10 protein-coding genes are annotated in these 15,849 nt (G+C 35.1%); 8 read left to right on the top strand and 2 right to left on the bottom strand.

What is annotated here, in order from left to right; translation table 11 throughout:
* Nucleotide 1 precedes the first annotated feature (1 nt).
* Nucleotides 2-3,187, bottom strand: a complete 3,186-nt coding sequence (locus OZP07_RS06165) for a SusC/RagA family TonB-linked outer membrane protein (protein ID WP_281637663.1) — start codon at nucleotides 3,185-3,187, stop codon at nucleotides 2-4.
* A 313-nt stretch (nucleotides 3,188-3,500) separates the two neighbouring features.
* The gene (locus tag OZP07_RS06160) at nucleotides 3,501-4,379 is read right to left on the bottom strand and encodes an AraC family transcriptional regulator (RefSeq protein WP_194642555.1); all 879 of its coding nucleotides are present in this window, start codon (nucleotides 4,377-4,379) and stop codon (nucleotides 3,501-3,503) included.
* 300 nt (nucleotides 4,380-4,679) lie between these two features.
* On the opposite strand from OZP07_RS06160, the gene OZP07_RS06155 reads away from it, so the two are divergent.
* The 8 genes from OZP07_RS06155 to OZP07_RS06120 all read left to right on the top strand — a co-directional run bounded on the left by OZP07_RS06155 (nucleotide 4,680) and on the right by OZP07_RS06120 (nucleotide 15,641).
* Nucleotides 4,680-5,804, top strand: coding sequence for a glycoside hydrolase family 26 protein (locus OZP07_RS06155; protein WP_281637662.1), 1,125 nt, complete (start codon nucleotides 4,680-4,682; stop codon nucleotides 5,802-5,804).
* Between the two features lie 24 nt (nucleotides 5,805-5,828).
* Nucleotides 5,829-7,220 (top strand): MFS transporter, encoded by a 1,392-nt coding sequence (locus OZP07_RS06150; protein WP_194642557.1) that lies wholly within the window; start codon nucleotides 5,829-5,831, stop codon nucleotides 7,218-7,220.
* Between the two features lie 23 nt (nucleotides 7,221-7,243).
* Nucleotides 7,244-8,437 (top strand): glycoside hydrolase family 130 protein, encoded by a 1,194-nt coding sequence (locus OZP07_RS06145; RefSeq protein ID WP_194642558.1) that lies wholly within the window; start codon nucleotides 7,244-7,246, stop codon nucleotides 8,435-8,437.
* 2 nt (nucleotides 8,438-8,439) lie between these two features.
* A complete protein-coding gene (locus OZP07_RS06140; RefSeq protein ID WP_281637661.1) occupies nucleotides 8,440-9,630 on the top strand; it encodes an AGE family epimerase/isomerase in 1,191 nt (396 codons plus the stop codon).
* Nucleotides 9,631-9,675: 45 nt separating this feature from the next.
* The gene (locus OZP07_RS06135; protein WP_281637660.1) at nucleotides 9,676-10,698 is read left to right on the top strand and encodes a carbohydrate binding domain-containing protein; all 1,023 of its coding nucleotides are present in this window, start codon (nucleotides 9,676-9,678) and stop codon (nucleotides 10,696-10,698) included.
* A gap of 21 nt (nucleotides 10,699-10,719) precedes the next feature.
* Entirely contained in the window at nucleotides 10,720-11,949 is a 1,230-nt protein-coding gene (locus OZP07_RS06130) for a glycoside hydrolase family 26 protein (RefSeq protein ID WP_281637659.1), read from the top strand.
* 408 nt (nucleotides 11,950-12,357) lie between these two features.
* Nucleotides 12,358-13,653: a glycoside hydrolase 5 family protein gene (locus tag OZP07_RS06125; protein WP_281637658.1), complete on the top strand. Its 1,296-nt coding sequence runs from the start codon at nucleotides 12,358-12,360 to the stop codon at nucleotides 13,651-13,653.
* Nucleotides 13,653-15,641, top strand: a complete 1,989-nt coding sequence (locus tag OZP07_RS06120; RefSeq protein ID WP_281637657.1) for a retaining alpha-galactosidase — start codon at nucleotides 13,653-13,655, stop codon at nucleotides 15,639-15,641. The genes OZP07_RS06125 and OZP07_RS06120 overlap by 1 nt, the downstream gene beginning before the upstream one ends.
* Nucleotides 15,642-15,849 lie beyond the last annotated feature (208 nt).

Here is a 15,849-nt window from a genome sequence, read left to right as displayed (position 1 = left end):
ATTAAAATTCAACATTAAAACCAAAAGATATCTGTCTAGGAGTCGGATAACGTCCGTTATCAATACCAGATAATAATGCATCTTGGTTATAAGAACCTACTTCAGGATCATAACCTTTGTAATTGGTAAAAGTATATAGGTTTTGCGCAGAGGCATAAAATCTCAATCTTGACAATTTTATTTTTGAAATAATATCAGACGGTAAAGAATATCCTAAAGTTAGATTTTGAATTCTCAAATAAGATCCATCCTCAATAAAACGAGATGATACCGCATTATTTATATTGTCATAAGCTGAAGGTCTTGGTAAAGCACCATCTAAATTATCAGCCGAATAAAAATCTGCTGCTTCAGTCAAATAATTTGTTCCAACACCATTATTCATTGTACCAGATGCACGAGTTAAATTCATTAATTTATTTCCAACAGTTCCCTGAAGAAAAATAGACAAATCAATATTTTTATATTTAAAATTATTCGTAAATCCGTAAGTTAATTTTGGATTAGGATTTCCAATTGCAACTAAATCTTTTGAATCAATAATACCATCATTATTTTGATCTTTATAAATTACATCTCCTTTTTGGAAATTTGGCAATAATGAATTTGTACCATCTTTTAGGATTGTTTTAGTTCCATTAGTATCATGCCCATAAGTTAACAAATCAGCATCTGTTCTATAAATGCCTTCAGCCTGATAACCAACAAATGACCCTATTGGCAAACCTTCCATTGTTCTGGAAACAGTAACTGTACTATAAGCCAGTGTATTCATTGTTTTAACAATGTTTAATCCTGCCATATCCGTTACTTCATTTACATATTTAGATAAATTCAAATTAGCATTCCATGAAAAATTTTCAGTAAAGTTATGAGAATAACCAAGTGTAACCTCGATACCTCTATTTCTCATACTTCCAAGATTAAAATATGGAGGATTTACACCACCTTCATAATCACCGCCGCCAGAAAGGAAGTTTGGCAAAGGAACTTGATACAAGAAATTTTTAGAAACTTTATTATACACATCCACAGAAGCAGTTAGTTTAGAATCAAACATTGTAAAATCTAAACCTAAATTAGTCTGCTCTTGAGTTTCCCATTTTAAATTTGCATTATTCGTGTTTGATGGCAAATAAGAATTCCCCATTGAACTGTTAACCAAATGCAGATTAGAATCATATAAGTTATTAGGGATTTGATTGTTACCTGTCTGTCCCCAGCCAAATCTAAATTTTATGTTGTCGACATACTTTTTAGTACTCTCCATGAAAGCCTCATTAGAAAGTTTCCAAGAAGCACCAAATGCGCCAAAAGTACCCCATTTTTTACCAACGTCAAACTTTGAAGATCCATCCGATCTTATCGATGCCGAAATCCCATATTTATCGCCATAATCATAAACAACCCTTCCTAAATAAGAAGACATAGTTTGATCTCCTTCGTATGGACTGCTTACAATTGCTTTAGACAAATCAGAATACGCAAGTTCATGATGACTATTGTCTTTAAAGCCAGTAGCATTAATAGAATACCCTTCCCAATGTGCTCTATTAGATTCTTGTACTGCCAAAACTGTAAAATTGTGTTTACCAATAGTTTTTCTATAGGTAAGCATATTTTTCAAGTTCCATGAATTACCAGAAGATGGATTATAATATAAATTAGCATAGCTTTTTACAGCATTTCCTAAAGAATACATTGGATCATACTGCTGTCCTAAATTGTCATAAATATATCCACCCGCTTCAAAACGATAATCCAATCCTTTAAACAGATCAATCTGCGTATAAAAATTTCCGGAATAATTTTTTCTAACCAATGTATTGGATCCTAATAAAGAAGTTGCAACAGGATTAACGAATGAAAGTCCGCTAATTGGTCCTCCAAAAGACCCTGACAATTCTCTAACTGCAACATCTGGAGTTGATAATAGAGAAGTAGCAACTACTCCATTAAACTGACCGTTTAAAGTTAATTTTTCATCAGTAATTGTACCGCTGACATTTGCACCGACTTTTATAAACTTATTAAGTTTAGCATCAATATTAGATCTAAAATTATATCGTTTGAAACCCGATTCAATTACGATACCTTCTTGATTTAATGCACCACCGGAGATATAATAATTCACGCCGTCTTTACCGCCTGAAAAAGACAATTGATTCGATTTCATAATTCCTGTCTGGTAAATTTCTTTCTGCCAGTCTGTTCCAGCTCCTAAATATTCTGGATGAGCAAATTCTGGACGAAGACCAAGACCATATACAGTTGCTAAAGCATTTTGATGTGCCGCATATTGCTGCAGATTCATTGAAGGCAATTGTTTTGGCAGATTACTGATAGAATAAGAATTCTCGTAAGTTAATTTTCCTGTTCCTTTTTTACCAGATTTTGTTGTCACAAGAACAACACCGTTAGCGCCTCTAGAACCATAAATAGCTGTAGCAGAAGCATCTTTAAGAATATCAATAGATTCTATATCACTAGGGTTTATAAGTGATAAAGGGCTATATGTAATATTTCCAGCATTAGAAAAATTAGAATTTCCAGATGCATTTCTTCCAGATGTAGATGAATTTCTTGCATCTCCTGAAATTGGCACACCATCAATTACATATAAAGGCTCGTTTGTGCCTGTCAATGATGATGCTCCTCTAATTTTTACAGAAACATTTCCTCCTGGCTCACCAGAGTTATTATTTATAACAACACCAGCAGCTTTACCCTGCATCATTTGGTCAAAAGAAGCTACCTTTATATTTTCGATATCTTTTGAACTAATACTAGAAACAGCACTGTTTACGTCTTTTCTTTTTACAGTTCCATAACCAATTACTACAACGTCTTTTAAATCTTCTGCACTAGATTTTAAAATGACATTGATAGTTGTTCTCCCGTCTACAGCAATTTTTTGCGTATTAAAACCTACAAAAGAAAAGGACAATGATGCATTTGCAGGAACATCTATAGCAAATTTCCCATCAAAATCAGTTGAAACTGATTTTCCCGAACCTATAACAGTGATATTTACCCCTGGAATAGTAAGCCCTTTATCATCTTTTACAACTCCCTGCACTTTTGTTTGTGCCGTAATGTAACTGCATGATAATAATAAAAACAAAATCAAAGGAATTGGTCTGTGGCTGACTTTCCAATGAATTAAATTAGACAATAGTTTTTTCATAATAAAAATTTGTTAGTTAAGTTTGATAATCCCCGAAAAGGGTTATTCGGAAATTATCTTGGTATTAATTAGTATGATTTATAATTAACAAATTTATAACAGTAGTAAACATTAAATTAATATTATTATATCATTTAATGATAATATATTTTCAAAATGGAAATAAAAATTACATATAATAAAATTTAGTCAATATTTTTTTATGTTATTATTATTTAAAACTTAAAATTAAAGCGATATAAATAATTATTAAAAACAAAAAAGTCCTTTAAATTACTTTCAAAGGACTTTTCATAACATAATCACAAGTTTTCTACAGAATTCGCTTCAATCCTGAGAAATCATCACGGTACTGACTGGGAGTACATTTCTTAAAAGACTTAAAACTTCTGTTGAAATTTGCAATATTATTAAACCCAGATTTAAACGCAACCTCAGATATACTGAGATCTTTCTCTACTAACCATCTGGCTGCGTAACCAATACGAATATCATTAATATAATTAACAAATGTCTTTCCTGTACGTTTTTTTATAAACCGATTGAAAGAAATAGTAGTCATACTGGCAACACCGGCAACCTCTTCCAATGATAATTTCTCAGCAAAATTCTTCTGAATATAATCATAGATTAACTTCATCTTATCATACTCCTCAAAAGTATCATTTTCAACAGTAAAAGTAGACAAAAGCCTTTGATTACGAGAGTTGGCAAGGTCATAGAGAATTGATATGATTTCAAGAAAATAATCCATCCCATCCAGCTTTGATATCTTTATTAACCGCGGAGTAAGCATTTCTGCTACCTGTTTTGAAAATAAAATACCATGTACAGAACGATTAAACATCTCTTTAATTGGAGTCATAATTCGCCTGGAAAGCAAAAAATCATGAAAAAGATCATTATGAAACTGAATCGTTATCTCATGAATATCTTTATTTTTACACTTATATTGTTCCCAACCATGATATAAATTCGGCCCTACCAGCACCAGCTCAACATCATCAATCTCTTCTATAGTGTCACCTACAACGCGTTTTACTCCTTTTCCGTTTAATATAAAATTGATTTCATACTCGGGATGATAATGCACCGGATAATCAAACTCATCTTTAATCCTGTCAAAAACCAAAAAACTGTCTTGTGCCGCTAGTGGAACTATTTCTCTGTGAAAATCTTTAAAAGCGCTCATAATTCATTTATTTTTTTGCAATAATAAGATATAAATTTGATAAAATAATATTAATTCAAAAGATGTTATTACTTTATCTTTGAAAAATGAATTTATGTTTTTGAATGTAAAAATATCCTTAAAAAATATAAATCATTTTAAAACGATATTTTTTTTAACATTTTATCAAAAAATTAATATAAATATAGAATAACAGTTTTCAAAAAACACAACACTCTGAGACTTAATTCACACTAAATACAGTCTAAGCAGCACCATTAAAAACTTTTACTATAAATTATGACAAAAACAAACCACATAATGTCTTTTTTATTTGCTTTGAGTGTGTTTTTCACAGCTCAATCACAGAATAGTGATACTAAATTATCATTATCCGATAAAAAAGCGACAAAAAACACCATTCTATTATATCAAAATCTACACAGAACAAGCAATAAGGGAATCCTTTTCGGCCATCAGGATGATTTGGCATATGGCGTAAACTGGAAATATGAGGATGGACGCAGCGATGTAAAAGACGTTGTTGGAGATTATCCTGCCGTCTATGGCTGGGATTTAGGAGGACTTGAATACAAATCGGATAAAAACATCGACGGAATTCCCTTTGATAAAATGAGACAATTCATCATTGACGGACATAAAAGAGGCGGTGTTATTACTCTTAGCTGGCATTCAAACAACCCATTAACAGGTGGAAATGCCTGGGATACAACTCAAAAATCATTGGCTTCGGCTTTGCCGGGAGGTGTTAGTCATGAAAAATATAAAGCTTGGCTGGATGAAGCAGTAAAATACATTTTAACTTTAAGGGATAATAAAGGGAATCTAATCCCAATATTATACCGTCCTTATCATGAACTTACCGGCACTTGGTTTTGGTGGTGTAAAAACAACGGAAGCCCCGAAGAATTTAAAAAACTTTGGAAATTCACAGTTGATTATTTTCAAAAGAAAGGCCTTCATAATTTAATTTATGTATACAATACAGCTGATTTTACGTCTAAAGAAGATTTTTTAGAATACTATCCAGGGTCAGAATACGCTGATATTTTAAGCTTTGATAAATACATTTACAATGACCCGCTGAAAGACAATTCTTTTGTAGAAAACTGTCAAAAACAATTTGGCATAATAGATCAGATTGCCAAAGAGCAAAACAAAATCATTGCATTTGCAGAAACTGGCTATGAAGCTATTCCTTATGACAAATGGTGGACAGACACTTTGATGAAAGCAATGGGAACGTATAAAATATCTTATGTCTTAGTTTGGAGAAATCACGGCTGGCAGGAAAAAGAACAAAAAATGCATTATTACGCTCCTTTTAAAGGACAAGTCAGTGAAAAAGATTTTGTAGATTTCTATAATCTAAACAACATCTTTTTTGAAAAAGATGCTGCCAAAATAAATTTATATAAAAAATAACACCAAAAGACAACAACCTAAAAAATGGAAGAAAAAATTAAATTAAAAGAAAAAGTTGGTTACGGATTAGGAGATGCCGCCTCCTCAATGTTTTGGAAAATTTTCAGCATGTACCTAATGTTTTTTTATACAGATGTTTTTGGAATAGCACCAGCCGTTGTTGGAACAATGTTTTTAATTACACGTATCTGGGATTCCTGCTTTGACCCTTTGGTAGGTATTGCTGCAGACCGCACCAAAAGCCGTTGGGGAAAATTCAGACCTTATTTATTATGGACAGCAATTCCGTTTGCAGTAATTGGTGTACTTACTTTTTATACTCCTGATTTTGATGAAAAAGGCAAAATAATCTACGCCTATGTTACTTATTCATTAATGATGATGATTTATTCTATAATTAATGTTCCCTATGCTTCACTGCTAGGAGTAATGTCTGCTGACCGCAAAGAACGCACCACACTTTCTTCATACCGTATGGTTTTTGCATTTGGCGGAAGTCTATTGGCTTTGTGGCTAATCGAGCCTTTGGTAAATCATTTTGGCGGAAGTTTGAACTCTAAAACAGGCTGGTTATATACGATTGCCGTTTTTGGAATGATTACAACAATTTTCTTTTGGTCTTGTTTTTTTCTTACCAAAGAAAGAGTTCAGCCGTTAACTGATGAAAAACCTAATTTAAAAGAAGATTTAAATGACCTTCTTAAAAACAGACCCTGGTGGATTTTATTGGGAGCCGGAATCGGAGCATTGATATTCAATTCAATACGTGACGGAGCAGCTGTTTATTATTTTAAATACTATGTAAGCAGCACTGTAAGCTATAGTTTTAACTTTTTGGGAGAAAATTTTGCAATGACTCCAACCACACTTTATTTAGTATTAGGACAAGCGGCTAACATTATTGGTGTTATTGCTGCCACACCTATTGCTAATAAAATCGGGAAAAAGAAAACGTTCTTTGGCGCTATGGCTCTTGCTGCAGTTTTGAGTATAATTTTCTATTATTTAGGAAAAGAAGATATAATCCTTATTATGGTTTTCCAAGTACTTATTAGCATTTGTGCAGGCTGTATATTCCCTTTAATCTGGTCTATGTATGCCGATAGTGCCGATTATTCTGAATGGAAACAAGGACGAAGAGCAACGGGACTTATTTTCTCAGCTTCTTCAATGTCTCAAAAATTTGGATGGACAATCGGCGGAGCAGCAACAGGATGGTTATTGGGATACTTTGGTTTTCAAGCCAATGTAGCACAAACATTGACCGCACAAACTGGAATACAATTAATGCTGAGCATTCTTCCTGCAATTGCAGCGGCTATCTCGGTACTTTTCATCGTTTTCTACCCCCTTTCGGAAGAAAAACTACAAGCCATTGAAGATGAACTTAATGATAAAAGAAATATAAATAAATAATACCGATCTAGAAAATTCAACCTATGAATACAACAGCACTACAGCCAGATTTAAAAGAAATAAAAGCTGGACTTGAAAAACAATTTAACACCCTAATACAAACAAAAAACCAGCCTCAGGAAGGCATTGGAAACGGCATATACACTCGCTATAAAAATCCAGTCTTAACAGCTGCACACGCTCCGCTTGAATGGAGATTTGACTTTAATCCAAATACAAATCCGCTGTTTTTGGAAAGAATTCAGATAAATGCAACATTCAATGCTGGTGCCATGAAATGGAATGATAATTATGTCCTTTCAGTGCGTGTTGAGGGAGCCGACAGAAAATCTTTTTTTGCTATTGCTGAAAGCCCTAATGGAGTAGATAATTTCAAGTTTTGGGACAAACCATGTGTCATACCTCAAACAGAAGAACCTGATACCAATGTATATGACATGCGTTTAATAAAGCATGAAGACGGCTGGGTTTATGGTATTTTCTGTACTGAAAGAAAAGATCCATCCGCTCCAAAAGGCGACACCAGTATGGCTGTTGCCAATGCAGGAATTGTACGCACCAAAGATTTAATCAACTGGGAAAGACTGCCGGATTTAGTATCAAATACAGGACAGCAGCGCAACGTGGTACTGCACCCTGAATTTGTAAACGGAAAATATGCTTTATACACCCGTCCGCAAGATGGTTTTATTGATGTTGGAAACGGTGGCGGAATTGGGCTTGGCTATATTGACGATATGACTAATCCAGTCGTAAAGGAAGAAAAAATCATTTACGGAAAACAATATCACACAGTATATGAATTAAAAAACGGTCTTGGACCAGCACCGATTAAAACCGAAAAGGGATGGCTGCACTTGGCTCACGGTGTGCGTAACACTGCTGCAGGTCTGCGTTATACATTATACATGTTCATGACTGACCTGAATGATATTTCAAAAGTAACTCATGCTCCTGCCGGACATTTTATGGCACCAGAAGGCATAGAAAGAGTTGGAGATGTCTCTAATGTTTTATTCTCTAATGGGTGGATTGAAGATAAAGACGGTACCGTTTTCATTTACTATGCTTCTTCAGACACAAGAATGCACGTAGCTGTTTCTTCTGTAGAAAGATTAGTAGATTATGTTATCAATACTCCTGAAGACACTTTAACTTCTGCAGGTTCTGTAAATGCCATCATCAATCAGGTGAATAGAAACAAAGAAATTTCATAATTGTGAATTCTAATTTAAAAAATCTAAAAACAGAACTAAAGCTTGAACTTCAAAGCATTCTCTCTTATTGGATGGAAAATACTTTGGACGAAAAAAACGGAGGTTTTGTCGGGCAGATAGATTACAATAACAATACAAATAATGAAGCTGAAAAAGGGTCTGTACTTAATGCGAGACTGTTATGGACCTTTTCTGCAGCTTATAAAATTTCTAAAAAACAAGAACACTTAGACACAGCTAAACGTGCTTTCGAATATATTTCGAAACACTTTTACGACACTGAATTTGGAGGTATCTTTTGGAGCATCAATTATGATGGAACTCCAAAAGACACCAAAAACCAAATTTATGCTTTAGCCTTTGTCATTTATGGACTGAGCGAATACTATTCGGTAACCGAAGACAACAAATCATTACATCTTGCTATTGCCTTATACAATAGAATTCAAAAACATAGTTATGACAATGAAAAAGGCGGTTATTTAGAAGCTTTTACACGCGATTGGAAACCTATAGATGACTTACGCTTAAGCGAAAAAGACGCCAACGAAAAGAAAACGATGAATACTCATCTGCACATCGTTGAAGGTTATGCCAATTTATATAAAGTCTGGAAAGACGAATCATTGCGAAAAGTCATTATAGAATTATTAGAAACTATCGAAAAATATTTTATCAATACTGAAACAGGACATCTGAGACTTTTTTTTGATGAAAATTGGATAGAGAAGAAAGACGTAATCTCCTATGGTCACGACATTGAAGCAGCCTGGCTTTTACTGCAATGTGCAGAAATTGCAGGTGATGACAATTTAATAGAACGATACAAAAAATATGCGGTTCAAATTGCCGATGTAACCAAAGAAGGAATTGATGAAGATGGCGGATTGTGGTATGAATTTGACCCGGAAACTAATGAATTAATTGCCGAAAAACACTGGTGGCCTCAATCCGAATTGATGATAGGCTATTTTACAGCCTGGCAGCTTACCGGCAAACAGGAATATTTGGATATAATTTTCAAAAACTGGGATTTTACACAAAAACACATCATCGACAAAAAAAACGGAGAGTGGTTTTGGGGAATTTTCAGCGACTATTCGATTATGAAAAAAGACAAAGCCGGATTCTGGAAATGTCCCTATCATAACGGAAGAGCCTGCATTGAATTAATTCACCGAATCGAAAGTTAGAAAACATCCCGTTTTAATTTAAAGTAACCTCTAAATTTAATCATTATGAAAGCATTGCTTGTATTAAGTCTTTTTTTTATTACTGTGACAAATAATGCGCAGACCAACCTTATAAAAAATGCTGGTTTTGAAACTGATTTATTAAATTGGAGAGGCGAAGAAAATGCAGCTATTTCGCCTTATGATAAAAAATCAGGTAAAAACAGCTGTACCATTACTCAATATGTGGGAGCCGAATGGAAAGCTGTAGACCAGATTACCACTATTCCTAAAAATACAGCAGCCATCGAATTAAGCGGATGGATAAAAACTGAGGGAGTAGAAAAAGGCAAAAATGACTGGAACACTGGAAAATTTGATATTGAATTTTTAAATTCTGGTGAGAAAGGAATTAAAAACGAAAGTATCGCTTCAGTATTAGGAACAACACCATGGTCTTTTTACAAAAAAATAATTGCTGTTCCTGCAGGAGCTTCAAAGCTTAGAGTAATGCTGGCACTAGGACAGACTAATGGAACTATTTTTTTTGACGATATAAAAGCTGTTGCTATTACACAAGAGCAGATGGATAAAATACAGCAAGAAGAAAATGCAAAAAATACAGCCACAGCTTCAGGATCGCAGACAGCAGTGTTAACAAATACCGATTTTGAAAACGGAACAGCTTCCTGGCGCGGCAATGCAGCTGTTTCAACAGCTGTTTTCAAAGAAGGCAAGGCTGCGCTTGTTCTAAATTCTGCCACTTTTGACTGGACTGGAATTGATCAGATTGCAACAGTTCCTGATAATGCTGTCTCAATAACAATTTCAGGATGGTTAAAATCAGATGCCATAAAACAGGGTAAAGATCCATGGAATAACGGATTATTCAGTGTCGAATTTACCGGAACCGGAGATCAAAAAACTGGTGATCAAAATATTGCTTTTGTAACCGCAACAACAGACTGGACGTATTACACCAAAACATTTACGCTTCCAGCTGGAACAAAAAAATACAGAATCATGCTAGCCTTAGGATTTGCATCGGGAACGCTTTATGCCGATGCTCTTTCAGTCGATTTCAAATAGCATCTAAATCGTACATTATTTATGAGAAAAATTTATACTCTGACAATTCTGATCGGATTGTCATTCCTTTCGGCCTGCTCTGGAGACAGCTCAGCTTCAGCACCTGATCCGGTGACTGAACCACCTGTAGTTACTGATGTTTTAACAACACAAAATGTAAAAACCTATATGGCTGACCCAAACGCTACGGCTGAAACGGCTGCTTTATTTTATAACCTAAAAAAACTTGCTAAAACCAAATTTGCAATTGGACAGCAGGATGCTTTTAGTGGCATTTACAATAATGGCTCTTCGGCTGAATCAGACATGAAGAAAACAACTGGATACGATCCCGCTGTTTTGGGTTCTGATTTTATGTTTATTACCGACAAAAACAATAATGGACAAACAAACAATTGGTATTACCAACAGGAAATTACTATAACTGATGATGTTAAAGAGGCATACGCCAAAGGAATGATCAACACTTTTTCCTGGCACATCAGAGAACCTAATAAAGACGAAAGTTTTTATGCCGCAGACATGACCTCAGAGGAAAAAGCAACGGCTTTCAAAAGCATTTTGCCTGGCGGAACCAATCATGAATGGTACAAGAAAAAACTTGACAAAGTGGCCAGTGTGATATCAAATTTAAAAGGTTCTAAAGGAGAATTAATTCCCATTATTTTTAGGTCTTTTCATGAGTTCGACGGAAGCTGGTTCTGGTGGGGCGCTAATTTTTGTTCACCAGACGAATATAAAGCAGCTTATCAGTTTACTGTTACTTACTTAAGAGATACCAAAGGAGTTCACAATATTTTATATGCATTTTCTCCTGATAATTCTTATTCAAAAGCGACAGATTATTTGAGCCGTTATCCCGGAGATAAATATGTTGATGTTTTGGGAATAGATAATTACGGTGACTTTAATAATCAAGGGCAGACTGGAGCTGATAAAGCTAATGCTAAACTAAAAATGATATCCGATTTAGCCGCAGACAAAGTGAAAATTGCTGCCATGACAGAAACTGGTTATCAAGTTACAGCAAGTGTTTCTCCGATAGCCAATTGGTTTTCGACTTATTTATACAGTGCATTGACAGCAAACAACATCCAAATAAGCTATGCTGTTTTTTGGACCAATTATCAAGACGGGTATTACGTTCCAACACCGACTGCATCTAATGCAGCTGATTTTAAAACATTCGCATCAAAAACAAAATCGGCATTAGTGAATTCTTTGCCTAAAATGTACGAGCTGCCTAAATAAATTGTAAATTCAGAAAACGCCCAGCCACTAGCCCTGATAGCAGTCTACCGTATGGACACAAATATTTTATGTTAAAATAGCACGCAGATTGGGCAGATTATCGCTGATTTTTTGGTTGTATACTAAAAATATTATGTATAAAACTTATGTTTTTTTCAATACATTTTTAAAAAAAACAACAAATTTATCGATTTAAATCCGTTCAATCCGTGTCATCTGTGGCCTATTAAAAGATGTGTCCACACGGTAGGATAGCAGTGGAAAGCCCGGAGCAGGAAAAGCAAAATTTTCTTGCTGCAAAAAAGCGGCCAAAGGAAGCTCTTTTTGTAACTTTAGAAAATCTGCTTTTCTGCGAGGACTTGAAGCGGATAACAGGATCAGCTTCTTAAAAAAGAAACATAAGTATATATGAAAAAGACATTTCTACAATTAGCATTACTTGCATTATTGATGGTAAATTTTGAAGCCAGTGCTCAAAAACAGCAAGCCAGAATTACAGTAAAAGAAACGCAGTTTTATAAGGGAGACAAGCCGTATTCGTATATTGGAACCAATTACTGGTACGGAAGTTTATTGGCTTCCAAGAAAGTGGGTGACCGAAAAAGACTGCTTCGGGAGCTGGATTTAATGAAGAAAAACGGCATCGACAACCTACGAATTCTGGTTGGTGGCGACGGTGGAAAATATGATTTCACTGTTCGCCCAGCTTTGCAGTATGAGCAGGGAAAATATGATGCTGACTTACTGGATGGCTTGGATTTCCTTATTGCCGAAATGGGCAAGCGCAGCATGTATGCGGTTTTATTCCTAACCAATAACTGGGAATGGTCCGGCGGTATGTCGCAATATCTGGAGTGGAATGGCAAAGGCGCTATTCCAGTACCTGCCATTGCGCCAAATACCTGGCCACAATTTATGGCCTATACCCAGCAATTTTATAGCTGTGAACCTTGTATGGAAGGGCTGAATAATCATGTGAAATATATTATTGGCCGAACAAATGCCTATACTAAAAGGAAATATACAGAGGACAACACCATTATGGCATGGCAGGTCGGGAATGAACCGAGGCTTTTTACTGTAGAAAATGAAGCAAAATTTACTGTTTGGCTGAATAACATTGTGAACTTAATTGACAGTCTGGACAAAAATCATCTGATTTCTACAGGTTCTGAAGGACTGAATAGTTCGAATGATGATATCGGTATTTTTGAAAGAACGCACCTTAACCCAAATATTGATTATTTGACAATGCATATCTGGCCAAAAAACTGGAATTGGTTTAAAGCCGATAATGCTGAAAAAACATTACCGGCAACTCTGGAAAACGCAGGGATTTATATTGATAAACATATAAAAGCAGCTCAGAATTTAAAAAGACCTATTATAATTGAAGAATTTGGCCTGCCAAGAGAAAATGAAAATCTGACCAGTAGTTCTTCTGCTGCTAACAGAGATATTTTCTACAATTATATCTTTAACCGTGTTGCAGAAAGTGTAGCTAAAAAAGATGTACTGCAGGCTGCTAATTTCTGGGGATTTGGCGGTGAAGGAAAAGCGATTACGGCTGATGGAAAATGGAATCCCGGCGATCCGTTAACTACAGATCCGCCACAGGAACCGCAAGGACTGAATTCGGTTTTTTCTACTGACAAATCAACTTTGGAAATCGTTAAAAAATATAATTCTAAATTCAAAAAGTAATGAAGCAGACAATCTCATTATTCCTTGTTTTATCCTTTTTCAATCTTTCTTTTGCCCAAAAGAAACAAGACTTTACGCTGCATTCTCCAAACGGAAAAATCCAGATTAAAATTGCTGTCAATGACAAAATAACCTGGGCCGTTTCGCATGAAAAAGATATAGTTCTGGCTCCATCGGTAATGTCTATGGCTCTGGCTGAAAATGATATTTTAGGAAAAAATGCTGTTGTTGTAAATTCAAAAAAAGAAACTGTCGACACTTCATTTGAATCACCTTTTTACAAAAAAAAATCAGTCAAAAACAATTACAATCAGCTGACTTTGAATTTCAAAAATGATTTCAGCATTGAATACCGTGTTTTTGATGATGGTGCAGCGTATCGTTTTATCACTAAAAAGAAAAAAGATATTACTGTAAAAAATGAAGAAGTTGTTCTGAACTTCGATCAGGATTACAATACGCTGATGCCTTATGTTCGTGATTTACGAAATCCGAAAGATCCTTACATCTCATCATTTGAAGCACATTATGAAAACAAAAAGATCAGCGAATTTGCCAAGGATACTTTGGCATTTCTGCCATTTTTAATTGATTTTAAAAATCATAAAAAAGCCGTTTTCCTTGAAGCCAATCTGGAGGATTATCCGGGATTATTTATAACCAATAACAGTTCTAAATCTGGTTTTGAAAGCCGTTTTTCTAAATATCCTTTACAGGAAAAAAACGGTGGTTTCAATAATATCAACAGATTGATTACAGAAAGAGCTGATTATCTGGTTAAAACCAAAGGAACCCGAAACTTCCCTTGGAGAATTGTGGTTATCTCAGAAAATGACAAGGATCTGGCGAATAATGATATGGTTCAGAAATTATCTGAGCCAACGAAAATTAAAGACATCAGCTGGATAAAACCAGGAAAAGTTGCTTGGGACTGGTGGAATGACTGGAACATTTACAATATTGATTTTAAAGCCGGAATCAATACCGAAACGTATAAATATTACATTGATTTTGCCTCCAAAAACAAAGTGGAATATGTGGTTTTAGACGAAGGCTGGAGTCTGGAAGAAGACATTATGAAACACAATCCGAATGTTAACCTGGAAGCATTGATCGCTTATGGAACAGAACGCAATGTCGGGATTATTCTTTGGAGCTCGTGGATGGCTCTGACCAAAAATACAGACGGAATTTTAAAGAACTATGCCGGCTTGGGAATCAAAGGTTTTAAAGTTGATTTCTTGGATCGTGATGATGCCAAAATGGTGAATTCTGTTTATGATATTGCACAAAAAGCAGCCGATAATAAACTGCTTTTGGATTTTCACGGTATGTATAAGCCTACAGGAATTCAGCGTACTTTTCCAAACATTCTGAATTTTGAAGGCGTAAAAGGACTTGAAAATAATAAATGGACACCAAATGATGATGTCCCAACGTATGACTGTTCAATTCCGTTTATCAGAATGATGGCGGGACCGATGGATTATACACCCGGAGCCATGCGAAATGCAACCAAAAGCGAGTTCAAACCTAGCCATTCTAATCCTGTAAGTCAGGGAACAAGATGCCATCAGCTGGCGTTATACACTATTTTTGAAGCGCCTCTGCAGATGATGGCCGACAGCCCGACTGCTTATATGAAGGAACAGCAAAGCACAGATTTCATTGCTAAAACGCCGACCACTTTTGATGAAACTGTGGCTCTGGACGGGGAAGTTGGTAAATTCGTTTCTATTGCCCGAAAAAAATCAAACGCCTGGTATTTAGGAGCCATCACCAACTGGGATTCCAGAGAAATAACCATTGATTTTTCTTTTCTTGAAAAAGGCAAAAAATACGAAGCTGAAATTTTCTCAGACGGTTTAAACGCTGACAAAGCTGCGAATGATTATAAGAGAGAAATTATCACAGTAGATTCAGCAACGAAATTAAAATACCGATTGGCTGGCGGTGGCGGATTGGCAATGATTATTCAGATGAAATAACTGAATAATCATTAGTAAACACTAATTTCACGAATTTTCACAAATTCATTCGTAAAATTAATTACACGGACTACAGACGCAATAGTTTGTGAAATTAGTGTCAATTTTACCTTTATATTTCTTTCCAGATTGCAGCTTATTTTAATCCATTGGAGAAAAAGTACCATATACTTAATTGCATATTTTGATTTACAATTAGAAAGTAACT

The sequence above is a fragment of the Flavobacterium marginilacus genome (genome assembly GCF_026870155.1).
Classification (GTDB): domain Bacteria; phylum Bacteroidota; class Bacteroidia; order Flavobacteriales; family Flavobacteriaceae; genus Flavobacterium; species Flavobacterium marginilacus.
Note: the sequence above shows the minus strand (reverse complement) of the source record. Positions and strands in the feature narration are given on the sequence as shown.